Genomic DNA, 24,023 nt, shown 5'->3' with positions numbered 1-24,023 from the left:
ACTTCTTTCCTCGGCGATTTATCATGGAACAGCAAAATATCGACAGTGGGCGCTTCCTCTCTTCCGGCGTACCCGGCCTGGACAACATCCTGGCGGGCGGCCTGACGCGCGACCGGCTATACCTCGTCGAAGGCGAACCCGGCACCGGCAAGACCACGCTGGCGCTGCAATTTCTCAACGAGGGCGTACGCCAGGGCGAGTCCGTGCTCTACATCACGCTGGCCGAGACCGCCGTGGAACTGAGTTCGGTGGCGCACTCGCATGGCTGGACGCTGGACGGCATCCATATCGAGGAAATCATCCCGGACCAAAGTTCGCTCGATCCGGACCAGCAGTATTCGATCTTCCATCCGTCTGAAATCGAACTGGGCACCACCACCCAGCGCATCCTGGCCGCCGTCGAAAAATTCAAGCCGACCCGCGCCGTGCTCGATTCGCTGTCTGAGCTGCAGTTGCTGGCCGAAAGCCCGCTGCGCTACCGGCGCCAGGTGCTCGCGCTCAAGCAGTACCTGGCCAGCCGTAGCTGCACCACCGTCTTCCTCGACGACCGCACGGCGCTGAGCACCGATTTGCAGGTGCGCAGCGTGGCGCACGGCGTGATCACGCTGGACCTGGCCAACCAGTCCTACGGCAGCGAACGGCGTCGCCTGCGCGTGGTGAAATACCGCGGCATCGCCTTCCGCGGCGGCATGCACGACTACCGCATCCTGCACGGCGGCCTGCACGTGTTCCCGCGCCTGGTGGCGGCCGACACGCGTGTGGCCGGCACCCGGCGCCAGCTCTCCAGCGGCCTGCCGGCGATGGACGAACTGCTGGGCGGCGGCCTGGAAGAAGGGATGAGCACCCTGGTGGCCGGCCCGCCGGGCAGCGGCAAGTCCACGGTGGCGGCGCAGTTCGTGTCCGCCGCCTGCCAGCGCGGCGAGCGCGCCGCCATGTTCCTGTTCGAGGAATCGCGCAACAACATGCTGAACCGCGCCGAAAGCCTGGGCCTGAAATTGAACGGCGCCATCGCGGCCGGGCTGCTCACCGTGCAGCAGGTCGACCCGGCAGAACTGACGCCGGGCCAGTTCACGCAGGCGGTGGTGCAGGCGGCCGCCAGCGACGCGCGCGTGATCGTTGTCGACAGCCTGAACGGCTACCTGAACGCGGTGCCGGACGAGCGCTTCCTGTCGACCTATCTGCACGAACTGCTGACCTACCTGGGCCAGCGCGGCGTGGTCACCATCGTGGTCGGCGTGCAGGCCGGCATGATAGGCGGCGCCATGACCACGGCAGTCGATGCCAGCTACATCGCCGATAATGTCATCATGCTGCGCTACTTCGAAGCTGACGGCGAAGTGCGGCAAGCCATCTCGGTGTTCAAAAAGCGCGGCAGCCGCCACGAGCGCACGCTGCGCGACTTCACCATCGGCATGGGCGGCGCCAAGGTGGGCGACGTGCTGAACGGCTTCCATGGCGTGCTGACCGGCGTGCCGACCTATCTCCACCCCTCCACCGACGCGCCGCTGAGTACGCCTCACAACGCGCCCTGAACGCCATGGAAAAGCGCATCCTCGTCTACGCCCCCACCGGACAAAACGCCGCCCTGTGCCGCAAGGTGCTGGACGTGGCGGGCGTCGAATGCCATGTCTGCGACACGGTCGGCGACCTGCGACAGCAGCTGATGCTCGGCGCCGGGGCGCTGCTGACCGTGGAGGAGGCGCTGTCGGCCAGCGGTTTCCGCCTGCTGGCCGACTTCGTCGAGCAGCAGCCCAACTGGTCGGACCTGCCCATCCTGCTGCTGACGCACCGGGGCGGCGACTCGCTGCTGGTGCGGCGCGCGGTGATCAGCCTGGGCAACCTCACGCTGCTGGAACGGCCGGTGCGCACCGTCACCTTGATCACCGCGCTGCACGCCCAGCTGCGCGCGCGCGACAAGCAGTACCAGGTGCGCGAAGCGACGCGGCGCAAGGACGAATTCCTGGCCAGCCTGGGACACGAGCTGCGCAATCCACTGGCGCCGATCCGCACCTCGGCCGCGCTGCTGCCGCATCTGTTCCCGCAGTCGGCGCCGGCCGCGCGCATCAAGGAAGTGATCGAGCGCCAGGTGGTGCACCTGACGCGGCTGGTGGACGATTTGCTCGACGTCGCGCGCATCACGAGCGGCAAGATCGAACTGCAGCGCGAGCCCGTCGCGTTCAGCGTGGTGATGCGGCACGTGGTGGAGTTGATCCAGCAGGCCGCCACCGCCAAGCGCATCCGGCTCGAGCAGGAGATGCCGGGCAAGGAGGTGATGCTGGACGCGGACTACGCGCGCGTGGTGCAGGTGTATTCCAACATCCTGTCGAACGCCATCAAGTTCACGCCGGCCGGCGGCCAGGTCGCGCTGCGCGCCTGGTGCCAGGACGGCATGCTGTGGGTCAGCATCCGCGACACCGGCATCGGCCTGGACGCCGACGCCATCCCCAACATCTTCAATATGTTCGAGCAGAGCCGCACCGTCAGCGGGCAGATCTCGGCCGGGCTGGGGATAGGCCTGAGCTTGGCGCGCCAGTTCGCGCAGATGCACGGCGGCACGGTCGAAGCATACAGCGAGGGCATCGGCCGGGGCAGCGAATTCATCATCAAATTGCCGCTGCCGGCGCACGCCGCGGCGGCGCAAGAGGCCGCGCCGGCGTTCCGCGACGCGGCGCTGGACAGCCGCCGCACGCGCGTGCTGGTGGTGGACGACAACCGCGACGCTGCCGATTCGCTGGGCGCGCTGTTCAAGATGGAGAATTTCGACGTCAGCACCGCCTACGACGGCTACGCGGCGGTGGCAGCCGCCACCCAGCAGCAACCGGACCTGATCGTAATGGACCTGGGCATGCCCGGCATGGACGGCTACGAGGCGGCGCGGCTGATCCGCCAGCAGCCCGGCGGCAGCCAGATCCAGCTGGTGGCGCTGACCGGCTGGGGCCAAAGCGACGCCCGCCGCCGCACCCTGGACGCCGGCTTCGACCAGCACCTGATCAAGCCGGTCGACTTCGACGACCTGCTGCGCTTGGCCGCCCAGCAATCCTGAGCCGCCTTCCGGGAAGACACCGAAATTACAGCCCCGTCGTCCTCGCGAAAGCGGGGACCCATGCCGGGCATCCACGTCCGCTCAGCATGGATTCCCGCTTGCGCGGGAATGACGAGCTTTTCTGGGAAGATACCGAAGTTACAGCGTCGTCCTTGCGAAAGCGGGAACCCATGCCTAGCATCCAAGCCCGCTCAGCATGGATGCCCGCTTGCGCGGGGATGACGAGCTTTTCTGGGAAGATACCGAAGTTACAGCGTCGTCCTCGCGAAAGCGGGGACCCATGCCTATCATCCATGCCCGCTCAGCATGGATGCCCGCTTGCGCGGGAATGACGAGCTTTTCTGGGGGAGATACCGAAGTTACAGCGTCGTCCTTGCGAAAGCGGGGACCCATGCCGGGCATCCACGTCCGCTCAGCATGGATTCCCGCTTGCGCGGGAATGACGAGCTTTTCTGGGAAGATACCGAAGTTACAGCGTCGTCCTCGCGAAAGCGGGGACCCATGCCGGGCATCCACGTCCGCTCAGCATGGATGCCCGCTTGCGCGGGAATGGCGGCCGCGAGGTTCGGCTTGCTTTAACGAATAGCTTATTTCCAGTCGCCGCGCAGTTCGGCGACCTGCTTGCGCAGCAGCTCGGGGGTGACGTCGAGCGGCGCGACCGGGTGGCCCACGGCCAGCGCCAGCCGCGAACGCCAGCCTTTGCGGAAGGTGCGCTCGAACACGTTCTCCTTGCTGCGGCTGAGCAGGTGGCCCCACAGCCCGCGCAGCGCCATCGGGATCACCGGCACCTTGCTACGCTCGATGATCTTGGCGATGCCGCCCTTGAACTCGTTAAGCTCGCCCGTCGTGGTCAAGCGCCCTTCCGGGAAAATGCACACCAGGTCGCCCTCGTGCAGCGCCTGCGCGATGTCGATGAAGGCCTTCTCCATCAGCCACGGGTCTTCCTTGGCCGGCGCGATCGGGATCGCCTTGGCGGTGCGGAAGATCCAGCCCAGCAGCGGCATCTTGAAGATGCGGTGGTCCATCACGAAACGGATCGGGCGCGGGCTGGCCGCGCCGATCACGATGGCGTCGACATAGCTGACGTGGTTGCACACCAGCACGGCCGGGCCGCTGTCGGGGATGCGGTCGGCGTCTATGGTCTTCACACGGTGCAGCGTGTGGATCAGCAGCCAGGCCAGGAAGCGCATCAGGAATTCCGGCACCAGCGAGAAGATGTAGGCCGCCACCAGCGCGTTCATCACGGCCGTGGCCAGGAACAGCTCGGGGATGGTGAAGCCCTGCCCCAGCAGCACGATGGCGACGCCGGTGGCGGCCACCATGAACAGCGCGTTCAGGATGTTCATGCCGGCGATGGTGCGCGACAGGTGGGCCGGTTCGCAGCGGATCTGGATCAGCGCGAACAGCGGCACGATGAAGAAGCCGCCGAACACGCCTATCATGACGATGTCGAACAGGATGCGCAGCGCGCCGTCCTGCGCCAGGAAGCCCAACCAGACCACCGCGTTCGCGTTGCTGTAGCCCTGGCTGGCGAAATACAGGTCGGCGCCGAACAGCGACAGGCCGATGGAGCCGAACGGCACCAGGCCGATCTCCACCTTGTGCCCGGACAGCCGCTCGCACAGCAGCGAGCCGGTGCCCACGCCCAGCGAGAACACCGTCAGCAGCAGCACGAACACGCTGTGGTCGCCGTGCAGATAGTCCTTTGCGTAGACCGGAAACTGCGCCAGGATCAGCGCGCCGTAGAACCAGAACCAGGAGTTGCCCAGCATGGACAGGAACACGCTGCGGTTCTGCTTCGAAAAAGCGATGTTGCGCATGGTCTCGCTGACCGGGTTCCAGTTGATTTTCAGCTCAGGCGCGGGCGCCGGCGTCAGCGGGATGCGGTAGCTGGCCAGCAGGCCGATCACCGCCACCGCCAGCGTGGCGCCCGCCACCATCTCGATGCCGATGCCCTTGTAGGAAACCAGCACCGCGCCCAGCACCTGCCCCAGCAGGATGCCGACGAAGGTGCCCATCTCGATCACGCCGTTGCCGCCCATCAGTTCCTCGGGTTTCAGCTGCTGCGGCAGATAGGCGTATTTGACCGGGCCGAACAAGGTGGAGTGCACGCCCATGCCGACCACGGCGGCAATCAGCAGCCACAGCGTGTGCGTCATCCAGCCCGCGCCGGCCATCAGCATGATGCCCACTTCCAGCCATTTCACCAGCCGCGACAGACCGGCCTTCTCGAACTTGTCGGCGATCTGGCCGGCGGTGGCGGAGAACACCACGTAAGGCAGGATGAACAGGCCCGGGATCAGATTGGTCACCGTGGAGGCGGACAGATCGGTCCAGCTGACCGCTTCGAAGGCCAGCACCACCATCAGCGCGGTCTTGAACAGGTTGTCGTTGAAAGCGCCAAGGAACTGGACCCAGAAGAACGGGGCAAAGCGGCGCTGCGTCAGCAGGGAAAACTGGCTGGGCTTGCTCATGGTCGAGGTCTTTGCAAAAATGGAATATTGACAAAATACATCAGTAAGCCGGTGGCGACAACCCGGCGCCGCAACATCGTCATGACTCGGCGCAACTAAACGCAAGGCTATGCAAGTCAACGCGACTGCGCGCGCATTAGCGCATCAAGGCCTTGAACGCCCTCGGCATCCAAGGCCGCGCCGCCAGCAGAAACGTCAGCGAGTGGCGCTGTTCGTACGGCAGCCGGGCGTCGTCCTGGTGCTGCTGGGAGAACTCGCCGGCCACCTGTTTCAGCCGCTCCAGCAGTGCCATGGCCGAGCGCTGCGACAGCATCACGCTCACCAGCTTCATCAGCTCCTGCTCGCCGGCGAAGCGGGTATCGAGGAAATCGCCGTAGGCCTCGTCGCGGAAGTAGGTCTGGATCGGACCGTTCGGTATCCAGCTGAAGGTGCGCACCACCAGCAGCTTGACGCGGTTGTTCGGCAACAGCGTCAGGAAACCGATCCTGTCCAGCCGCAGCAGATACTTCACCGCTTCGGCCTCGCTGATCCGGTACACCGCCACGATCTGCTCCAGCGGGATCAGATTCAGCGCCGCCACCGCCACCACCAGCAATTTCGTGTCGCCGATGATCTCCTCTTCCTGCGCGAAAGTCAGCTGCGCGATCAACTGGGGCGCGTCGGTGGCCGCCTGCAGCAACTCGGCGAAGTCCATGCCTATCGCCTGCAGTATCTGCTCGAGCCGCTCCAGCGTGAAACTGCGCAGCGCGAACATGCGCTTGACGCTGGCCTCCGACAGGCCGATGCGCCGGCCCAGTTCCGCATACGTCACAGCCCTCGCCTTCAATTGCCGTTTCAGCGCGTCGATCATGAGGCTGGTGTTGGACATGGCGCCAGTTTTTCGTGAAAAGTATTAAAAAATAATACCATATCGCCTTGCCAACTAACCAGTATCAGGCAGATTGCCAATTCCACAATCAGGGCCCATGATGCATTCCACTCAACCACTGGAGCCCACCATGAAACGCCTGCTGCTCATATCCCTGCTGACCATCACTGCCGCCACCTCCAGCAGCATCGCCCACGCCGCGAACGGGGCGAACGGCGGCGAGAATTCCGAACTGTCGCGCGCATCGGAAGCGCTGTCCGGCGCGGCGGGCATGGTGCTGCTGGGTTCCATGTCGGCGGTGGCCGCGTCCGGCTACGTCGTCATCGCCAGCGTGGACGCGGTGGCGGACGGCAGCGTCGTCGTGCTGAAGGGCGCGTCCGAGGCCGCCACTGCCTCCGTCAAGCTCAGCGCCAAGGCGGCAGACCGCATGTCGCGCGCCGTGGGCCAGGCCGTCACCGTGACGGCGATCTCCACCGGCTACGTGCTGGTCATGTCCGGCGCCGCGATCGCCTTCATCCCGAACGAGATGGGGTCGGCGCTGATCCACCACAGCCGCGTGGGGCAATAAGCATGCGCCGCGCGACGATTTCCCTGGCACTGCTTGCAGCGCTGGCCGGCCTTGCCGCACTGCCGCTCGCTGCCCGCGCCGGTCAAAGCTGCGAGGACAAGCCGCTCGAACTGCAAACCGTCGTCAAAGGCATGGACTTGGCTCAGCGCACCAGCCGCGTGCTCGACGAGAGCGGCGCGCAAGTGGCCTTCATCGCCCGCGCCGGGCAGGACTTGAGCAAATACCGCCTGAAGTACTCGCACATGGCGATGGTGTGGCGCGACCAGGAACGCGGCCGCTGGCTGGTGGTACATGAGCTGAACGAATGCGGCAGCGCGTCCTCGGCACTGTATAACGAAGGCCTGGGCAATTTCTTCCTGGACGATATGTACCTGTACGAATCGCAGATCCTGGTCCCGGCACCGGAAGTGCAAGCGCGCCTGGCGCGCGTACTGGCTTCCGGCACGCCGCGGCGCCTGCACGACGCCAGGTACAACATGCTGTCCTACGCCTACTCCACGCAGTACCAGAATTCGAACCAGTGGGTGCTGGAGACCTACGCCGCCGCCAGCGCCGCGCCGGGCCAGGTCGAGACGCGCGCGGAGGCGCAGGCCTGGCTGAAGCAGGCGGGCTTCCGTCCCATCACGGTGGAGATCCCGGCGCTGGCGCGGCTGGGCGCGCGCATGTTCCGCGCCAACGTCGCCTTCGACGACCACCCCACCGACCGCCGCATGGCCGGCCAGATCGACACGGTGACGGTGGACGCGGTGATGCGCTTTCTCAAGCAGCAAGACAGGCAGGCGCGCGAGCTTACCGTCCGTTGACCGGTGTCGGCCCGGACAGCCAGTGCCGCCGCGCGTCGTCGGCGCCTGTCGTCGACCGCAAGTCTTCTTGCCCGACCTCCGGACCGCGCGCTGACACTGCGCGCTTCAGGATCGCATCGGCGTCATCGAGCAGCCCGCGACGGATTCAGCGCTGACTGTGCCGTCCGCTGCGCCGCACCGCCCGGAACAGCGGCCCTATCGTCAGCACCAGGACCGTCATGCGCGCGACGTGGAAGGCCGTGACGATGGGCACGCCCAGCTGCAACGTCTGCGCGGTGAGCGACATTTCGGCGATGCCGCCGGGCGAGGTGGCCAGGATGGCGGTGCCGGGATGGAGCCCGGCCAGCCGTGCCAGCACGAGGCCGAAGGCGGCCGCCAGCGCCAATGCCAGCACGCTGCAGCCAGCCACGCTGGCCAGGTAGCGCGGCGCGGTGCGCAGGAAGCCGGGCGTGAAGCGCGTGCCGAGCGACATGCCGATGAACAGCTGGCCCGCCTTCACCATCCATTGCGGCAGGCTGCTCAGGTGGATGCCGAAGCCGGTGAGCGCCAGCGCCGTCAGCAGCGGACCGATGACCCAGGCATTGGGGACGCGCTGGCGTTTCAACACCAGCGCGGCGCAAGCGGTGAGCAGGATCAACACGAGCAGGCCGGGGACGTCCACCACGCGCGCGCCGGTCACGTACAAGTCCGCCCCCATGCCGAGGCCATGCTGGCCCCAGTACCGTATCGCATAGGGAATGATGGCGACCACCAGCATGATGCGCAGGCTGTGCGCGGCGGCTACGCGCTCGACGTTGGCCCCGTGGTGCTCGCCCTGTACCGCCATTTCGGACGCGCCGCCCAGGGCCATGGCGAAGAAGGCGGTGGTGGGGTCGGTGCGGGAGAGTTTGTGCAGCAGCCAGGCGCACAACCAGCCCAGCGCCAGCGCGAATGCCACGGCGGCCGCGATCCAGCCGGCGCGCGCCGCGAGCACGGCCAGCACGGGCGCCGTGAAATACAGGCCGAGCGCGGTGCCGATGGCCCACTGCCCTGCTTCGCGCACGCGGACCGGCGCGTGCAAGTCATGCCCGGCCAGGCGCAGGCCCGCCGTGGCAAACAGCGGGCCTATCATCCACGGCAGCGGGGTGTTGAGGAAGATGCATAGCAGCGCGGCGAGGACGCCGGCTGCCAGGGCATGGAGGAAGGGCCTTAGAACACCCACAACTTGTCGGCCGGGAGCTGCAGCCAATAGCTGCCCGCGTCCAGCTTGTACTTCGAATAGGCGCGCAGGCTGATGTCGCCATCGGCGTCCTTGAACAGGCACTCCCAGCGGTCGCCCAGGTACATGCAGGTCAGCAGCGGCATCTGGATCGCATTCTCGGTCTGCGTGGCGCTGACCTTCACCTCCTCCAGGCGGATCAGCGTGGCCGGTTCCGCCATGCCCGCGCCGCGCGCCGTGCCTTGCAGCCGGGTGCCGTTCACATCCAGCACCACGTTGGCGCCGTCGCGCGCCAGCACCTTGCCCGGCAGCCGGTTGTTGCTGCCCATGAACTCGGCCGTAAACAGCGTCTCCGGCGTTTCGTACATGCTTTGCGGCGTGCCTTGCTGCTCGATCTTGCCGTTGTTGAGCAACAGGATGCGGTCCGAGATCGCCATCGCCTCGGCCTGGTCGTGCGTTACCATCAGCGCGGACAGGCCCAGGCGCACGATCAGCTCGCGCAGGAAGGCGCGCGCTTCTTCGCGCAGCTTGGCGTCCAGGTTGGACAGCGGTTCGTCGAGCAGGATGACGGGCGGGTTGTACACCAGTGCGCGGGCGATCGCCACGCGCTGCTGCTGGCCGCCGGACATCTGGTGCGGATAGCGCTCGCCCAGGTGGCCCAGGCCCAGCTGCTTGAGCACCTCCATCACGCGTTCCTTGATTTCGGAGGTGCCCATCTTGCGCAGCTTCAGGCCGTAGGCCACGTTGTCGAACACGGTCTTGTGCGGCCACAGCGCATAGGACTGGAACACCAGTCCCAGGTTACGCTGCTCGGCCGGCATTTCGAAGGCCTTGGCGCCGTCGAACACATTGCGGCTGCCGATGCTGATGGTGCCCAGCTTCGGGCTTTCCAGGCCGGCCACCGCGCGCAGCAGCGTGGTCTTGCCGCTGCCCGAAGGTCCCAGCAGCGCGACCACTTCGCCCTTCTGCAAGTGCATCGATACGCCCTTGAGGATGGGATTCGCCGTCGCACCGTGGCCATATTCCAGGTGCAGGTCGTTGACGGTCAGTTCATTCATGGCGAGGTCTCTTTTCATGATGTTTTTCTCAGTTGTGCACTCAATTGTGCAGCTTGACGCCGAAGCGCAGCGCTATGCCCAAGCCCAAGGCCACCAGCGTAATATTGATGAAGGACAGCGCCGCCACCAGGTCGGTCGAACCGCCCGCCCACAGCGACACCAGCATGGCGCCGATCACCTCGGTGCCGGGCGAGAGCAGGTACACGCCGGTCGAGTATTCGCGCTCGAAGATCAGGAACACCATCAGCCACGCGCCCAGCAGGCCGTACTTGATCAGCGGCAGCGTCACGTCGCGTGTCACCTGACCGCGCTGGGCGCCGACCGCGCGCGCCGCTTCTTCCAGCTCGGGTCCGACCTGCAGCAGCGCCGTCGAGATCAAACGCATGCCGTAGGCCAGCCACACCACCGAGTAGGCCAGCCACACGGCGAAGATGGTGGAGCGCACCGCCCGCAACGCCGGGATCAGGTGCTCGCTCAGCCACACTGCCACACCGTTGTCCGACATCTTCAGCAGCCCGTCCAGCCACGAGGGCACGAACAGGAACACCCACAGGAAGGCCAGGCCGGCCAGCAGGCCGGGCACGGCGCGCGGCACCAGCACGCTGTAGTCCAGCAGGCGGGTGATGCCGTCCTGCTTGCGGTGCATGGCCAGCGCGATGGCGCAGTAGCAGGCCACGGCCAGGGCGCCGCCGATCACGCCGATCAGCACGGTGTTCAGGATGCCGCGCATCAGCGAGTGCTGTTCCAGGATGTCGCGGAAGTGCTGCAGGGTCAGCACGTCGGCCAGTTTCACACCCTCGCCCCAGTACTGCACGAAGGAGCGCAGCACGATGCCGGTCAGCGGCAGGATGATGGTGAACAGCAGCCAGGCGAAGATCAGGCCGAAGGCCAGCCATTTCCATTTACCGAGCGGCATGGCCTTGCTGCGCGCGCCCTTGCCCTTGATCGACACATATTTGTTGGCCGACTTGAGCAGCCAGCGCTGCAGCATCACCAGCGGCAGCGTGACCATCACCAGGCAGACGGCGACGGCGGCCATCAGGTGGTAGGACGGGGTGCCCAGCTTGTTGGTCAGCTTATACAGATAGGTGGCCAGCACCAGGTGGCCTTCCGGATCGCCCAGCACCAGCACCAGGCCGAACACTTCGAAGCCGAGGAAGAACACCAGCACGCCGGCGTACGACAGCGCCGGCATGATCATCGGCAGCGACACGTTCATCATCACCTGCAGCGGCGAGGCGCCAGCCACGCGGGCCGCCTCCTCGACGTCCGAGCCCAGGCTTTTCAGCGCGGACGAGGCGTACAGGTAGACGTGCGGCACGTGCGTCAGGCCGGCGATGATGACGATGCTGGTGAAGGAGTAGATGTTCCAGGGGATGAAGCCCAGCAGGTCCTTGGCCCAGATCGAGTAGAAGCCCACCGGCCCCATCGAGACGACGTAGCCGAAGCCCATCACCATCGGCGAGACGAAGATCGGCACCAGCAGCGCGGGAGCGATCCAGTTGCGGCCCGGCAGGTCGGTGCGTATCATCAGGAAGGCCAGCGCGCCGCCCAGCGGCACGGCGATGGCGGTCAGGCCCGAGGCCAGGATCAGGCCATTGAAGAAGGCGGCCGAAAAGTCCGGGTCATCGATGATGAAACGGTAGGCGTCCAGCCCGAGTTCCTTGACCGGCATGAAGAACGGCGCGGACAGGAAGCTCTGGTAGAAGATCAGGAACAGCGGCAGAAAGATGGCGATCGCGGTCAGCGTCACCACCACTCCGCGCGGCCAGTTCAAGCTGCGACGGCCGCTGGAGGGAAGAGTCAGTGTTTGCATGGGATGGTCCTTGTTAAAGCGTTGCCTGCGGCGTGTGTCCCGTCGTCCCCGCGCAGGCGGGGCGGTGCGCTGCTGCGGCCCATGCGGCGCAACCGTGTCACGCTGCATGGATTCCGGTCTGTGCCAGGAGTCCCCCGGCGGGGGATGGGACTGCGCGCGGATTACTACTTCTTGCCCGCGGTTTCTTTCCACTGCTTCAGGAAGGCCATGCGTTTGGCCGGCCCCAGGAATTGCAGCACGATAGGGTGCACGGGGATAGGCTTGACGTTGTCCTTGCCGATCTGTTTGATCAGGTCGGCCGAGGTGGTTTCGCCGGTGACGTCGGCGCGGATCGCGTACAGCTTGGAGTCGTTGGCGATCACGGTCTGGCCCTTGTGCGACAGCATGAAGTCCAGCCACAGCTTGGCGGCGTTGACGTTCTTGGCGGCCTTGTTGATGAACAGCACGCGCGACAGGATCAGCGTGTAGTCCTTCGGCAGCACCACGCCGATCGACGGATCGGTTTTGGCGCGCACCAGCGCGTAGGAGCCCAGCACGTTGTAGCCGATCAGGTTCTCGCCGGAGGAAATGCGCTCCATCATGGTGCCGGTGGACGACTGCACGCGCACCTTGGCCGCGCCGAAGGCATTTTCCAGGTCGATGAACTTCGGATTCTCGCGCGCATCCTGCGTCATGAACATGAAGCCGACGCCGGATTTTTCGATGTCGTAGGTGGTGACCTTGTCCTTGAACTTGGGCTGCTGGATCAGCGCCGCGAACTCGGCGTGGCTATGCGGCACTTCCTTGGGATCGAGCAGGCGCTTGTTGTAGACGATGGCGGCCGGCTCGAACGTGGTGCCGTAGGCCTGGTCGTCCCAGATCGCCCAGCCGGGAATCTTGGACGCTTCCACCGATTTGTATTTGAGCGCGTGGCCGTCCGAGGCGAGGCGCATCTGCAGGTCCATCGCGGACGACCACATCACGTCTGCCGTGTTGCCGCCGGCCGCCGCTTCGGAGATGAAGCGGTTGTACACCTCGGTCGAATTCATGTCGTTGTACTCGACCGTGATGCCGGGATAGATGGCGTTGAACTCCTTGATCAGCGGCTGCGTCGCCTTGCTGTCGGTGGCGCCGTACACCACCAGTTTGCCTTCTTTCTTGGCGCCGTCGACCAGTTTCTGATAGTCGGCCGGGTAGCCGGCCGGCACTTGCGCCAGCGCTGAGGATGCGGTCAGGACGAGGGCGGCCGCGACGGCCAGGGTCGATTTCATAAACATGTCAGTCTCCAAGAGGTTGGTTTTTCAGCGCACCAGGCCGAATTCGCTGGCGCGCTTGCCGTAGTTGTCCACGGCTTTTCTTACGTAATCGGCGAGCGCGTCGCCGGTCAATGCAAAGGGATACAATCCGTACGCCGCGCGCGTCTGCGCGAACTGCGGCGTGGCCAGCATACGGTCGAACAGCTGCACCCAGCGCCGATAGTCGGCATCGGCCACTTGCGGCCCCATCCACACGCCCCGGATGATGGGCCAGACCACGTCCACGCCCTGCTCGCGCGCCGTCGGCGCGTTCGCCAGCACGCCGGGCAGGCGCTGTTCGGACAGCACCGCCAGCACGCGCGTTTTGCCGTTGGCCGCGTTCAGCGTCGCCTCCGAGGCGTCGCCGGACACCACCTGGACATAGTCCGCGTCCATGGCGGTGAAGGCTTCGCCGCCGCCTTCCAGCGCGACGAAGCGCAGCACCTTGGGGTCGACGCCTGCGGTGCGCATGACGAGCGCGATCTTCAGCCAGTCCTGGCTGCCGATGGTGCCGGACACGCCGATCAGCACTTTTTCAGGATGCTTTTTCAGCGCCGCAACCAGGTCGCCCAAGGTCTTGTAGGCCGAGTCGGAACGCACGGCGATCATGCCGTAGTCCGCGCCCAACGCCGCCACCCAGCGCACGTCGTCCGATTTCGCCTTGCCGAACTTGCCCTGCGCGAGGTTGAGCAGCGAGCCGCCCGAGAACACCACCAGCGTGTTCGGCTCGGCGCGCCGGCGCGACACCAGCGAATGCCAGGCCACCGCGCCGATGCCGCCCGGCGCATAGCTGATGCGCATGTCGCGCCCCAACTCGCCCGGCGCACCCGGCAGCGCCTGCAGACCCTTCTGCGCTAGCTTGCAGGTCAGGTCCATCGCGCCGCCCGGTTTGGACGGCACGATGCACTCGACGCGCGCTGCCGGCGCGGCCGCCGGGGCCGCTGCCGCTGCCGCTGCCGCTGCCGTTGACGACGCGGCGGCGATGGCCATTACAGCCATGGCAGCCGTGGCGGCCGGCGCGTGCGCGCGGCGAGTCGGCAGGGCAGTCGGACAGGTCATGGCTTAGAAGCGGTGCTGCACGCCGGTGATCACGCCGCGCTGGTTGGTGTCGAAGCCGGCGTCGTCGCGCGACAGGCCGGTCAGCTGGCCGTTCTTCGACTTGGCGTAGGCTGCGGCCACGTACACGTCGGTGCGCTTGGACAGCGCGTAGCGGTAGCGCGCCACGTACATGGTCGGGTCGGCGTCCTTGCCTGCGGCCAGGTTCTTGACGTTGATGTGGTAGACGGCGCCGGTCAGCGTGGTGTTTTCGACCGGCTTGTATGCCACGCCAGCCCACCATGTGGTCGCTTTCACGTCGGCGGTCGCCGCCTTGCCCGATTCAAGCTTGTAGTCGCGCATCACGCCGAAGAATTTCACCGGGCCGGTTTCGTAGAAGGCGCCCACGTGGTAGACGGTGTTCTCGTCGCGGCGGCCGGTGGCGACAACGGTGTTGCCGTTGATGCGCTCCCAGGTCGCCATCAGGCCCAGGCCGTTGGCGGCGTAGGCCACGTTGCCGGCAACCTTGCGGCTGTCGGACGCGCCGGTGGTCTGCTCGCCCACGCCGTAGGTGGCGCCGTACTTGAAGGCGCCAGTGCTGCCGGAGTACTTGATCAGGTTGTCAAAAGCGGTGGTGAAGCCGTATTTGCTCGGGCCGGTGGCCGGGCCGCTGGTGGCCCACGAGTAGCTCGGCGCGAAGCCCATCGGATCGTAGGAGATCACGGTGTCGTACACGGAGCTGAACGAGCGGCCGATGACGACGCGGCCGAAGCTGCCCTCCAGGCCGACATTGGCCTGGCGCTTGAACAGCGGGCCGTCCTGGGCGCCGGTGTCGAGCAGGATGCCGCCTTCGAGCTGGAACACGGCCTTCAGGCCGCCGCCCAGGTCTTCCGTGCCGCGCAGGCCCCAGCGCGAAGTGTTCATGCCGCCCGACACCACGCGGGTGACGGAGGCGCCCGATGCCGAAGCGTTCGAGACGTTTTCAACGCCGGCGTCGATCAGGCCATACACTTGCACGTTCGACTGGGCCTGCGCGGCGCCGGCCAGGGTGCAAGCTGCCAGGACTGCCAGCGTCAAAGTGGACTTCTTCATGGGTGTCTCCTATAGATATAATTGTTGGTGATATGCCTGATCACTGAAATCAGGACTCCACTATAAATTCGATTTCCTTTCAATTCTCTTTCAGCGTCAAACTTGTCGCCTTGCAACCACAAAAGTTTTACTTTTGGCGGCGCGGCGGCGAAGATGCTGGCCTGAGCATACTCCTAAGCGGCACACAAAATGCGCATCCTCCTGGTAGAAGACCACATCGAACTGCAGCACTGGCTGTCCAAGGCGCTGCGCGACGCGCACCTGACGGTCGAATGCGCCGACAACGGCGCCGACGCCGATGCCCTGCTGCACACGCAGGAGTACGCGCTGGTGATCCTGGACCTGACGCTGCCGCGCATGGACGGGCTGGAAGTGCTGAAACGGCTGCGTGCGCGCGGCGGCGTGCGCGGCAAAACGCCGGTGCTGATCCTGACCGCGCGCGGCGGCCTGGAGGAGCGCGTGCAGGGCCTGAACCTGGGCGCCGACGACTATCTGGCCAAGCCCTTTGAACTGGCCGAGCTGGAAGCGCGCGTCAAGGCACTGCTGCGCCGCAGCGTCGGCAACGAGGCGCTGGTGCACAGCTGCGGCGCCCTCAGTTTCGATACCGTGACGCGCATGTTCAGCTACCACGGCGCAGCACTGGCCCTGACGCCGCGCGAGCACGCCGTGCTGGAGGCGCTGATCAGCCGCGCCGGCCGCGCAGTATCCAAGGAGAAACTGTTCGACGAAGTGTTCGCGCTGGCCGACGACGCCAACCTGGACGCGATCGACCTGTACATCCACCGCGTGCGCAAGAAGCTCGAGAGCAGCCAGCCGGGCGCGACGGCCATCACCACCCTGCGCGGCATCGGCTACCTGCTGCAGCCGCGCGTCCCGGCCGCGTAATCGCGTCATGGACCGACCGCCAGCCCCGCCGGCGCCACGGCCGGTTCCGCCCTTCGCGGCCGGGGAGCCGCTCACGGCCGCCGCGGCTGAAGCAGGCCGGCCGGCGCCGGCTGCGCCACTGGGCAGCCTGCGCGGCCAGCTGCTGCGCTGGCTGCTCATCCCGCTGATCCTGCTGATGGCGCTCAACGCCGTCTCGGTCTACCGCAACGCGCTGGACGCGGCCGACATGGCCTACGACCGCTCGCTGCTGGCCTCGACCCGGGCGCTCGCCGAGCGCGTCTCGGTCCAGGACGGCAAGGTGGTGGCGGACGTGCCCTATGTGGCGCTGGACAGCTTCGAGACCGACACGCTGGGCCGCATCTACTACAAGGTCAGCGGCATCAACGGCGAGACGGTGTCCGGCTTCGGCGACCTGCCGCCGGTGCCGGCCAACGTGCCGCGCTCCGAGAACTACCCGGCGCTGGTGCGTTTCTACCACGCCAACTACAACGGCCAGCCGGTGCGCATCGCCGCGCTGCTGCAGCCGGTCTACGACGACAGCATGCGCGGCATCGCGCTGATCCAGGTGGCCGAGACCATGGACGCGCGGCGCGGCCTGTCCAACCAGATCCTGTTCGATACCCTGATCTGGCAGGCCGGCCTGGTGCTCGCCACCGGCCTGCTGGTGTGGTTCGCCGTGCGCCTGGTGCTCAAACCGCTGATGCGCCTGAAGGTGGAGGTCGAGACGCGCAGCGTGTCCGACCTGTCCGACGTCGATCCGGCGCTGGTGCACAAGGAGGTGCGGCCGCTGGTGGAGGCCATGAACGGCTCCATGTCGCGCATCCAGGACCTGATCGCGAGCCAGCGCCGCTTCATCGCCGACGCCTCGCACCAGCTGCGCACGCCGCTGACGGTGCTCAAGACCCAGTCCGAGCTGGCCATGCGCGAAGCGGACCGCACGCCGTGCGACACGGCCGCCCTGCGCGGCATGGTGCAGGGCATCGCCGCCACCACCGATTCGGCCGTGCACCTGGCCAACCGCCTGCTGATGCTGGCGCGCATCGAGCACAGCGGCGGCGCCGAGCCGGTGCCGGTCGCGCTGCGCGAGCTGGTGCGGCAGGTGGCGCTGGAACTGGCCGTGGCCGCCGTCAGCCGCAATATCGACCTGGCGCTGGAGGCCGAGCACGAGGCGGTGGTGCAGGGCCAGGCCCTGCTACTGCACGAGATGGTGGCCAACCTGGTCGACAACGCGCTGCGCTACACGCCGGCCGGCGGCAGCGTGACCTTGCGGGTCGGCCCCGGCAAGGTGCTGGAAGTGGAAGACAGCGGCGCCGGCATCCCGGAAAGCGAGCGCGAGCGCGTGTTCTCGCCCTTCTACCGCGCCGCCGCCTCCATGCAGCGCAACCCCGGCGGCGCCGGCCTCGGCCTGGCCATCGTGCGCGACATTGCCGCGCTGCACGGCGCCACCATCACGCTCGGCGACGGCGCCGCCGGCCACGGCCTCAAAGTGCGCGTCGCCTTCCCCGGCTGAAGCGCCGCCGGCCGCGCCGGCACGGCCGCCAATCGGACGCGGAGTTTGGCGCTTTTCCCCTATCATGCGCGGAATACGCTGCTGAGCCGTCCGGCCCTTCCCCATGTATCCCAAGCTGTCCTTCAGACACCTTCTGCTGGGCGTGTTCCTGCTGATCGCCGTGCTGCTGAGCGCGACCTCGGTGCACGCCTTGCTGACCCTCGACCGCCTCGCCGCCCACAGCCGCGAGGCGGGCCAGCACGCCGTCGCGCTGACCGAAAACGCGCAGCGCCTGGCCGAGCGCAGCGTGGCCATGGAGCGCAGCGCGCGCCAGTTCCTGGTGCTGGACGACCCGGCCTTCCGCCAGCGCTACGCCGAGGCCTGGCGCGACGCCCAGGCCGCGCTGGCCGCCGTCTCGCTGGGCCTGCCGAGCGCCCCGCAGCAGACTTTCGCCGACTGGCGCCAGCGCAGTGAGGCGGCCTGGACCGTGCTGCAGACGCCGCGCGCGCGCCGCGCCGTGCGCCAGCAGCAATTGAACCAGGCGCTGGCCGGCTTGCCCGCCATCAGCCAGTTGCTCGAGGACGAAGTGAAACGCGAAGTGGAGCGCCGCAACCAGTTGCTGCTCGACGAGCTCGACCAGCGGCGCGGCGTGCTGACCGGCCAGGTGGCAGCCGCCATCGCCGTGGCGGCGCTGCTGGCGGTCGGCTTCGGCGCTTGGGTCTCGCGCCCCTTGAAGCAGATCGAGCAGGCCATCCACCGCCTCGGCGAGAACCGCTACGGCGACGCCATCGCCGTGCAGGGCCCGGACGATTTGCGCCGCCTGGGCCAGCAGTTGAACTGGCTGCGCCAGCGCCTGTCGGACCTGGAGGCCGACAAGTCGCGTTTCCTGCGCCACATTTCGCACGAGCTCAAGACGCCGCTGGCGGCGCTGGTGGAGGGCGTGGCGCTGCTGGAAGACCAGGTGCTGGGCGCGCTGACGCCGCAGCAGCGCGAAATCGCCGCCATCCTGCGCCAGAACACGGCCTCGCTGCAGAACCAGATCGAAGACTTGCTGCGCTACAACGCCGCCAATTTCGACGCCCAGCATTTGCAGCGCCAGCCCTGCGAGCCGGCGCAGTTGCTGCGCGAAGTGATAGACAACCAGCAGTTGCAGATCCAGGCGCGGGAACTGCGGGCGCTGGTGGAAGGCACGCCGCGCGCGCTGCCGCTGGACCGCGACAAGATGGGCGTGGCCCTGGGCAACTTGCTGTCGAACGCGGTGCGCTTCAGCCCGCAAGGCGGCGCGGTGCGCTTCGCGCTGGACGAACACAGGGGCACGCTGCGCATCGACTGCATCGACCAGGGGCCCGGCGTGGCGGAGGAGGACGCCGAGCGCGTCTTCGAGCCCTTCTACCAGGGCGAACGGCAGCCGCCCGGCGCCCGGCGCGGCAACGGTATCGGCCTGTCCATCGTGCGCGAATATGTGCAAGCGCATGGCGGCAGCCTGCAACTTCTGCCCTCCCCCACGGGAGCGCACTTTCGGATCGAATTGCCCTATGACCAGTAAATTGACGTCCTTGCCGCCGCTGCTGCCGCTACTGCTGCTCAGCGCCTGCATCACCGCCCCGCCCCCGCCCGCGCCGTCGCCGGTGATGCCCGCCCCCGCCGTTGCGCCGTTGACGCAGACGCCGCTGACCCATGTGTCGCCGCAGGACGAGGCGGCGCCGCTCCTGGCCTACCACCAGAGCCTGCGCCGCATGGCGCAGGGCGAACTGCTGAAAGAACTGAGCGGCCTGAGCCTGCAGCAGGCCACGCCCAAGTTGTCCTTGCAGATAGGCATGATCCTGATGCTCACGCGCGGCAATGGCGACCTGGCGCGTGCGCAAGCCCAGTTCGACAGCGTGGCCACCTCGAACGACCAGGCCGCGCAGGGCATCAAGCCGCTGGCGCAATTGCTCTCCAGCCACTGCGCGGAAGCGCGCCGCCTGTCCGAGCATGTCGAGCGGCTGACGGCGCAGTTAAAGGAGAACCAGCGCAAGACCGAGCAGTTGAACGAGATGCTGGAAGGCCTGAAAGCCATCGAGCGCAACCTGCCCGTGCGGCCGCCGCCGCAATCTTCGCAGGGTGGACGCTGATGGCCGGCGCCCACATCCTGCTGGTCGACGACGACCCCGACCTGCTGCGCCTGCTGTCGCTGCGCCTGAGCGCCAACGGCTACCGCGTGACGGCCGTCGGCAGCGCCGAGGCGGCGCTGGCGCGGCTGTCGATCGAGCTGCCGATGCTGGTGGTGAGCGACATCCGCCTGCCCGACCGCGACGGCATGGCCTTGTTCCAGGAAATCCGCTCGCAGTACCCGGCGCTGCCGGTGATCCTGCTGACGGCGCACGGCACCATACCGGACGCGGTGGAAGCGACCACCTTGGGCGCCTACGCCTATCTGACCAAGCCCTTCGACGCCAAGGTGCTGCTCGAGCGCATCGCCCAGGCCCTGAGCCTGACCGCGCCCGCGCCACTGCACGGCGGCGGCGACGAGAGTTGGCGCGAGGAAATCATCAGCCGCAGCCAGTCCATGGCCGAGCTGCTGGCCGAAGCCAAGCTGGTGGCAGCGTCCGACGCGAGCGTGCTGATACGCGGCGAAAGCGGCACCGGCAAGGAGTTGCTGGCGCGCGCCATCCACCGCGCCAGCCGGCGCGCGAAAGCGCCCTTCATCGCCGTCAACTGCGGTGCGATCCCGGAGCAGCTGCTGGAATCCGAACTGTTCGGCCACGTCAAGGGCGCCTACACCGGCGCGATGAACAGCCGCGAAGGCCTGGTGCAGGCGGCCGACGGCGGTACGCTGTTCCTCGACGAGATCGGCGACATGCCCTTGCTGCTGCAGGTGAAGCTGCTGCGCGTGCTGCAGGAGCGCGTGGTGCGCCAGCTCGGCTCCGACCAGGGCCGGCCGGTGGACGTGCGCATCCTGTCGGCCACCCACCGCGACCTGGACGCGGCCATGCTGGAAGGCCAGTTCAGGGAGGACTTGTACTACCGGCTCAACGTCATCACGCTGACCTTGCCGCCGCTGTCCGAGCGGCGCGAGGACGTCGCGCTGCTGGCCACGCGCTTCCTGCACGCGCTGGCGGCCAAGTACCAGAAGACGGTGAGCGGCTTCGCGCCCGGCGCGCTGGAGGCGCTGACACGCGCCTCGTGGCCCGGCAATGTGCGCCAGCTGTACAACGTGGTCGAGCATGTATGCGCGCTGGCGACCGCGCCGCTGGTGCCGCTGACGCTGGTGCAGCGCGCGCTGCGCGTGCCCTCGCTGGAAGTGCTCAACTACACCGAGGCCAAGCAGCGCTTCGAGCGCAACTACCTGGTGCAGCTGCTCAAGCTCACCGACGGCAACGTGGCCGACGCCGCCCGCCTGGCCGAGCGCAACCGCACCGAGTTCTACCGCCTGCTGCAGAAATACGACCTCAACGCCGCCCAGTTCCGCGCCGACGGCACGTAGGCGGATGCTGATGCGGAGGGCGGGTTAGCAGCAAAGCTGCGTAAGCCGCCATGAGCCGCCATGAGCCGCCGCAATGCCTGGCGGCTTACGCTACGCTAACCCGCCCTACCGCGCGTCGACAGGCGTTATCTTGAACACGCTGGCCGCCTGCGCCAACTGCGGTTCACTGTCCGCAGCATCCCAGCGGCGATGAACGCCAGCACCAGCTTGTCGCCACAAGGCGACAGAAAAAACTCCTTTGTTTTCAATGACTTGAAAAAACCCCGCCGGACCGTGTCGCTCCCCCACGACAAATTCCGCCGCAATTCCAATTCCTGTCAGCAAGTAAATCTTGTCTGAATTGCCAAGTCATTGATTTCATGGACATTTCCAGAGCTGGCACAGCGCTTGCAAAGGAGAGGATAACGTCACAAGGCGTTCCTTTGAAAACTTTTACGGAGAAGCAAACATGACGAATTCGAAAATGATCACCCGCCTGCTGGCCGCCGCAACCCTGGCCGCCGCATCGATCTCCGCTGCCTACGCTGCCGAGCCGCAGCAAGAAGGCGCGATGGCTGGCGTCGGCACTGCCGCGTCCTCGACCGATGGCGTGCTGAGCAAAAAAGTCCAGGCTGCCCTGTCCGACTACAAAGGCGTGGGCGTCACCGCTGCCCAGGGCGTGGTCACGCTGACCGGCCAGGTCGCCAACACCGACATCGGCACCAAGGCCATCCAGGCAGCGTCCGCCGTGGAAGGCGTGAAGGAAGTGAAAAGCGAACTGACCGTCGCCAGCAAATAATTCTCCGCGCACGCGATATCACCCGGCAGTAGAAGTTCGTAGTATCCGCAGTTGATGTTGTAGTACCTACCCAGAGTAAGACCTTCAGCCGGGCCGCGTTCCACGCCGCCCGGCCATTTTTTTGGCCGCGTATTGATCTGGATCAAAGCCGGCCGCAAACACGCGCCTATCCTCATTAACTGGACCAACATTCGACGGGGCGACGATGGATACGCAAGAAATCCGCTGGAAGCAGAAGCTGGAGCAGTACCAGATGGCCCTGGCTCAGCTAACGAGATTTGTCGACAAGGGCGAGCTGAATGAACTCGAGCAGCAAGGCCTGATCAAGGCCTTTGAATGTACGCACGAGCTTGCATGGAAAGTGATGAAGGAATATTTCGAATTCCATGGCAACCGTACCATCATCGGCTCGCGTGACGCGACCCGCTCGGCATACCAGGCGCAGCTGATCGAGCAAGCCGACACCTGGCTGGACATGATAGCCAAGCGCAACAGGTCCACCCACACTTACAACCGGCAGACCGCCAATGAAATTGCGGACGCGGTACTGGACCGGTACTACCGGCCCTTCCTGGCCTTCCAGCAAACGATGACAGAGTGCATCAACGGCAGGGCCAGCCCCGGCGGGCACGCCGCCATGCGGGAGCGCGGCAGCCTGGCTGGTCGCCAGACTGCCGGCCAGGCCGCTGCTTAACAGACACTACCAGACACTACCAGACACTGCCAGGCCTGCCATGGCCAGTCCCTGGCTATCCTGACTCACGAAAAAAAACACCCCGGGGTGCGAAGCCCGGGGTGTTTTCTTGCCAGCGTCCGACAATCAGCTCAGGTTTTCCAGGCGGATCCGGGTCACGCTGCCGATGACGGAAGCCAGCGCTTCCATCTTGGCGATGGCCGCGTCCACGTTCTTCTCCTGCGTCTGGTGCGTCAGCATGATGATGTCGGCGTGGGTCTCGCCTTCGGCCGGTTCCTTCTGCAGCATGGCGTCGATCGAAATCGTCGCGTCGGCCAGGATGCGGGTCAGGTCGGCCAGCACGCCGGGCTGGTCCACCACGTGCAGGCGCAGGTAATAGCTGGTGGTGATCTCGGACATCGGCAGGATCTGGATGTCGGTCATCGCGTTCGGCTGGAAGGCCAGGTGCGGCACGCGGTGCTCCGGATCGGCGGTGGCCAGGCGGGTGATATCGACCAGGTCGGCGATCACGGCCGAAGCGGTCGGCTCGGCGCCGGCGCCCTTGCCGTAGTACAGGGTGGCGCCGACGGCGTCGCCATGCACCAGCACGGCGTTCATCGCGCCTTCCACGTTGGCGATCAGGCGCTTGGACGGGATCAGCGTCGGGTGCACGCGCAGTTCGATGCCCTCGGTGCCGCCCACCACGGCGCGCTTGGCGATGCCCAGCAGCTTGATGCGGTAGCCCAGCTGTTCGGCGTACTTGATGTCGACCGCGTTCAGCCTGGAGATGCCTTCCACGTGCGCCTTCTCGAACTGCACCGGGATGCCGAAGGCGATGGCCGACATCAGCGTGGCCTTGTGCGCGGCGTCCACGCCTTCGATGTCGAAGGTCGGGTCGGCCTCGGCGTAGCCCAGGCGCTGCGCTTCCTTCAGCACGGTGTTGAAGTCCAGGCCCTTGTCGCGCATCTCGGACAGGATGAAGTTGGTGGTGCCGTTGATGATGCCGGCCACCCATTCGATGCGGTTGGCGGTCAGGCCTTCGCGCAGCGCCTTGATGATGGGGATGCCGCCGGCCACGGCCGCTTCGAACGCCACCATCACGCCCTTCGCCTGCGCGGCGGCGAAGATCTCGTTGCCGTGCGTGGCCAGCAGGGCCTTGTTGGCGGTGACCACGTGCTTGCCGTTGGCGATCGCCGCCAGCACCAGTTCGCGCGCGATGCCGTAGCCGCCGATCAGCTCGATGACGATGTCGATCTCGGGATCGTTGACGATGTCGCGCGCGTCGGCCACGACTTTGCACTTGCCGCCGGTCAGCTCGGTGGCGCGGGCGGTGTTCAGGTCGGCAACGGCGACGATCTCGATGCCGCGTCCGGCGCGGCGGGTAATCTCTTCCTGGTTGCGTGCCAGTACGTTGAACGTGCCTGCACCGACGGTGCCGATGCCTAACAGGCCTACTTTGATGGGTTTCATAATATGGTGAGTTCCTTGCAGCGCCGCCGGCGG

21 protein-coding genes are annotated in these 24,023 nt (G+C 66.5%); 11 read left to right on the top strand and 10 right to left on the bottom strand.

What is annotated here, in order from left to right; translation table 11 throughout:
• Positions 1-23 precede the first annotated feature (23 nt).
• Entirely contained in the window at positions 24-1,532 is a 1,509-nt protein-coding gene (locus ACSQ8Y_RS02050) for an ATPase domain-containing protein (protein WP_436264808.1), read from the top strand.
• A gap of 5 nt (positions 1,533-1,537) precedes the next feature.
• Complete coding sequence (locus tag ACSQ8Y_RS02045; protein ID WP_436264807.1) at positions 1,538-3,043, top strand: hybrid sensor histidine kinase/response regulator; 1,506 nt, start codon at positions 1,538-1,540, stop codon at positions 3,041-3,043.
• Positions 3,044-3,630: 587 nt separating this feature from the next.
• Here the strand turns inward: ACSQ8Y_RS02045 and ACSQ8Y_RS02040 are convergent.
• Positions 3,631-5,517 (bottom strand): MFS transporter, encoded by a 1,887-nt coding sequence (locus ACSQ8Y_RS02040; protein ID WP_436264806.1) that lies wholly within the window; start codon positions 5,515-5,517, stop codon positions 3,631-3,633.
• Between the two features lie 136 nt (positions 5,518-5,653).
• Positions 5,654-6,385 (bottom strand): helix-turn-helix domain-containing protein, encoded by a 732-nt coding sequence (locus ACSQ8Y_RS02035; protein WP_436264805.1) that lies wholly within the window; start codon positions 6,383-6,385, stop codon positions 5,654-5,656.
• 130 nt (positions 6,386-6,515) lie between these two features.
• On the opposite strand from ACSQ8Y_RS02035, the gene ACSQ8Y_RS02030 reads away from it, so the two are divergent.
• Together ACSQ8Y_RS02030 and ACSQ8Y_RS02025 are read left to right on the top strand one after the other, a co-directional pair.
• Positions 6,516-6,953, top strand: coding sequence for a hypothetical protein (locus ACSQ8Y_RS02030; RefSeq protein WP_436264804.1), 438 nt, complete (start codon positions 6,516-6,518; stop codon positions 6,951-6,953).
• 2 nt (positions 6,954-6,955) lie between these two features.
• Positions 6,956-7,756: a DUF2145 domain-containing protein gene (locus ACSQ8Y_RS02025; RefSeq protein WP_436264803.1), complete on the top strand. Its 801-nt coding sequence runs from the start codon at positions 6,956-6,958 to the stop codon at positions 7,754-7,756.
• A gap of 145 nt (positions 7,757-7,901) precedes the next feature.
• Here the strand turns inward: ACSQ8Y_RS02025 and ACSQ8Y_RS02020 are convergent, their stop codons facing one another.
• The 6 genes from ACSQ8Y_RS02020 to ACSQ8Y_RS01995 all read right to left on the bottom strand — a co-directional run bounded on the left by ACSQ8Y_RS02020 (position 7,902) and on the right by ACSQ8Y_RS01995 (position 15,229).
• Positions 7,902-8,957, bottom strand: a complete 1,056-nt coding sequence (locus tag ACSQ8Y_RS02020) for an AbrB family transcriptional regulator (RefSeq protein WP_436264802.1) — start codon at positions 8,955-8,957, stop codon at positions 7,902-7,904.
• Positions 8,945-10,012 carry an ABC transporter ATP-binding protein gene (locus ACSQ8Y_RS02015; protein WP_436269730.1) on the bottom strand — a complete coding sequence of 356 codons (1,068 nt, stop codon included), beginning with the start codon at positions 10,010-10,012 and terminating at the stop codon, positions 8,945-8,947. Before ACSQ8Y_RS02015 ends, ACSQ8Y_RS02020 begins: the two co-directional genes overlap by 13 nt.
• 40 nt (positions 10,013-10,052) lie before the next feature.
• Positions 10,053-11,828, bottom strand: coding sequence for an ABC transporter permease (locus tag ACSQ8Y_RS02010; protein ID WP_436264801.1), 1,776 nt, complete (start codon positions 11,826-11,828; stop codon positions 10,053-10,055).
• Positions 11,829-11,992: 164 nt separating this feature from the next.
• Positions 11,993-13,084, bottom strand: coding sequence for an ABC transporter substrate-binding protein (locus ACSQ8Y_RS02005; RefSeq protein WP_436264800.1), 1,092 nt, complete (start codon positions 13,082-13,084; stop codon positions 11,993-11,995).
• Positions 13,085-13,108: 24 nt separating this feature from the next.
• Positions 13,109-14,092, bottom strand: coding sequence for a tripartite tricarboxylate transporter substrate binding protein (locus ACSQ8Y_RS02000; RefSeq protein WP_436269729.1), 984 nt, complete (start codon positions 14,090-14,092; stop codon positions 13,109-13,111).
• Between the two features lie 72 nt (positions 14,093-14,164).
• Positions 14,165-15,229 carry a porin gene (locus ACSQ8Y_RS01995; protein WP_436264799.1) on the bottom strand — a complete coding sequence of 355 codons (1,065 nt, stop codon included), beginning with the start codon at positions 15,227-15,229 and terminating at the stop codon, positions 14,165-14,167.
• Between the two features lie 189 nt (positions 15,230-15,418).
• Here ACSQ8Y_RS01995 and ACSQ8Y_RS01990 point away from each other — a divergent pair, with 189 nt between their 5' ends.
• The 5 genes from ACSQ8Y_RS01990 (at position 15,419) to ACSQ8Y_RS01970 (ending at position 21,069) form a co-directional block, all read left to right on the top strand.
• Positions 15,419-16,114 (top strand): response regulator, encoded by a 696-nt coding sequence (locus ACSQ8Y_RS01990; RefSeq protein WP_436264798.1) that lies wholly within the window; start codon positions 15,419-15,421, stop codon positions 16,112-16,114.
• Between the two features lie 7 nt (positions 16,115-16,121).
• Complete coding sequence (locus ACSQ8Y_RS01985) at positions 16,122-17,624, top strand: sensor histidine kinase (protein ID WP_436264797.1); 1,503 nt, start codon at positions 16,122-16,124, stop codon at positions 17,622-17,624.
• 103 nt (positions 17,625-17,727) lie between these two features.
• Positions 17,728-19,149 (top strand): HAMP domain-containing sensor histidine kinase, encoded by a 1,422-nt coding sequence (locus ACSQ8Y_RS01980; RefSeq protein WP_436264796.1) that lies wholly within the window; start codon positions 17,728-17,730, stop codon positions 19,147-19,149.
• The gene (locus tag ACSQ8Y_RS01975; RefSeq protein WP_436264795.1) at positions 19,139-19,717 is read left to right on the top strand and encodes a hypothetical protein; all 579 of its coding nucleotides are present in this window, start codon (positions 19,139-19,141) and stop codon (positions 19,715-19,717) included. The genes ACSQ8Y_RS01980 and ACSQ8Y_RS01975 overlap by 11 nt, the downstream gene beginning before the upstream one ends.
• A complete protein-coding gene (locus ACSQ8Y_RS01970) occupies positions 19,717-21,069 on the top strand; it encodes a sigma 54-interacting transcriptional regulator (protein WP_436264794.1) in 1,353 nt (450 codons plus the stop codon). The genes ACSQ8Y_RS01975 and ACSQ8Y_RS01970 overlap by 1 nt, the downstream gene beginning before the upstream one ends.
• A gap of 105 nt (positions 21,070-21,174) precedes the next feature.
• Here the strand turns inward: ACSQ8Y_RS01970 and ACSQ8Y_RS01965 are convergent, their stop codons facing one another.
• Positions 21,175-21,393, bottom strand: coding sequence for a hypothetical protein (locus ACSQ8Y_RS01965; protein ID WP_436264793.1), 219 nt, complete (start codon positions 21,391-21,393; stop codon positions 21,175-21,177).
• 124 nt (positions 21,394-21,517) lie between these two features.
• Here ACSQ8Y_RS01965 and ACSQ8Y_RS01960 point away from each other — a divergent pair, with 124 nt between their 5' ends.
• Both ACSQ8Y_RS01960 and ACSQ8Y_RS01955 read left to right on the top strand, forming a co-directional pair.
• Positions 21,518-21,847, top strand: a complete 330-nt coding sequence (locus tag ACSQ8Y_RS01960; protein WP_436264792.1) for a BON domain-containing protein — start codon at positions 21,518-21,520, stop codon at positions 21,845-21,847.
• Between the two features lie 205 nt (positions 21,848-22,052).
• Entirely contained in the window at positions 22,053-22,541 is a 489-nt protein-coding gene (locus tag ACSQ8Y_RS01955) for a nucleotidyltransferase substrate binding protein (RefSeq protein WP_436264791.1), read from the top strand.
• Between the two features lie 126 nt (positions 22,542-22,667).
• Here the strand turns inward: ACSQ8Y_RS01955 and ACSQ8Y_RS01950 are convergent, their stop codons facing one another.
• The gene (locus ACSQ8Y_RS01950; RefSeq protein ID WP_436264790.1) at positions 22,668-23,990 is read right to left on the bottom strand and encodes a homoserine dehydrogenase; all 1,323 of its coding nucleotides are present in this window, start codon (positions 23,988-23,990) and stop codon (positions 22,668-22,670) included.
• Between the last annotated feature and the right edge of the window lie 33 nt (positions 23,991-24,023).

The sequence above is a fragment of the Pseudoduganella sp. LjRoot289 genome (assembly GCF_964252925.1).
Classification (GTDB): Bacteria; Pseudomonadota; Gammaproteobacteria; order Burkholderiales; family Burkholderiaceae_D; genus Rugamonas.
The sequence above is the reverse complement of the archived record's forward strand: the minus strand, read 5'-3'. Positions and strand labels throughout refer to the sequence as shown.

Bases quoted from the DNA above. Each gene is read 5' to 3' on its own strand.
- ACSQ8Y_RS02050 (WP_436264808.1), top strand. From the start codon at position 24: ATGGAACAGCAAAATATCGACAGTGGGCGCTTCCTCTCTTCCGGCGTA.
- ACSQ8Y_RS02045 (WP_436264807.1), top strand. From the start codon at position 1,538: ATGGAAAAGCGCATCCTCGTCTACGCCCCCACCGGACAAAACGCCGCC.
- ACSQ8Y_RS02040 (WP_436264806.1), bottom strand. From the start codon at position 5,517: ATGAGCAAGCCCAGCCAGTTTTCCCTGCTGACGCAGCGCCGCTTTGCC.
- ACSQ8Y_RS02035 (WP_436264805.1), bottom strand. From the start codon at position 6,385: ATGTCCAACACCAGCCTCATGATCGACGCGCTGAAACGGCAATTGAAG.
- ACSQ8Y_RS02030 (WP_436264804.1), top strand. From the start codon at position 6,516: ATGAAACGCCTGCTGCTCATATCCCTGCTGACCATCACTGCCGCCACC.
- ACSQ8Y_RS02025 (WP_436264803.1), top strand. From the start codon at position 6,956: ATGCGCCGCGCGACGATTTCCCTGGCACTGCTTGCAGCGCTGGCCGGC.
- ACSQ8Y_RS02015 (WP_436269730.1), bottom strand. From the start codon at position 10,012: ATGAATGAACTGACCGTCAACGACCTGCACCTGGAATATGGCCACGGT.
- ACSQ8Y_RS02010 (WP_436264801.1), bottom strand. From the start codon at position 11,828: ATGCAAACACTGACTCTTCCCTCCAGCGGCCGTCGCAGCTTGAACTGG.
- ACSQ8Y_RS02005 (WP_436264800.1), bottom strand. From the start codon at position 13,084: ATGTTTATGAAATCGACCCTGGCCGTCGCGGCCGCCCTCGTCCTGACC.
- ACSQ8Y_RS02000 (WP_436269729.1), bottom strand. From the start codon at position 14,092: ATGGCCATCGCCGCCGCGTCGTCAACGGCAGCGGCAGCGGCAGCGGCA.
- ACSQ8Y_RS01995 (WP_436264799.1), bottom strand. From the start codon at position 15,229: ATGAAGAAGTCCACTTTGACGCTGGCAGTCCTGGCAGCTTGCACCCTG.
- ACSQ8Y_RS01990 (WP_436264798.1), top strand. From the start codon at position 15,419: ATGCGCATCCTCCTGGTAGAAGACCACATCGAACTGCAGCACTGGCTG.
- ACSQ8Y_RS01985 (WP_436264797.1), top strand. From the start codon at position 16,122: ATGGACCGACCGCCAGCCCCGCCGGCGCCACGGCCGGTTCCGCCCTTC.
- ACSQ8Y_RS01980 (WP_436264796.1), top strand. From the start codon at position 17,728: ATGTATCCCAAGCTGTCCTTCAGACACCTTCTGCTGGGCGTGTTCCTG.
- ACSQ8Y_RS01975 (WP_436264795.1), top strand. From the start codon at position 19,139: ATGACCAGTAAATTGACGTCCTTGCCGCCGCTGCTGCCGCTACTGCTG.
- ACSQ8Y_RS01970 (WP_436264794.1), top strand. From the start codon at position 19,717: ATGGCCGGCGCCCACATCCTGCTGGTCGACGACGACCCCGACCTGCTG.
- ACSQ8Y_RS01960 (WP_436264792.1), top strand. From the start codon at position 21,518: ATGACGAATTCGAAAATGATCACCCGCCTGCTGGCCGCCGCAACCCTG.
- ACSQ8Y_RS01955 (WP_436264791.1), top strand. From the start codon at position 22,053: ATGGATACGCAAGAAATCCGCTGGAAGCAGAAGCTGGAGCAGTACCAG.
- ACSQ8Y_RS01950 (WP_436264790.1), bottom strand. From the start codon at position 23,990: ATGAAACCCATCAAAGTAGGCCTGTTAGGCATCGGCACCGTCGGTGCA.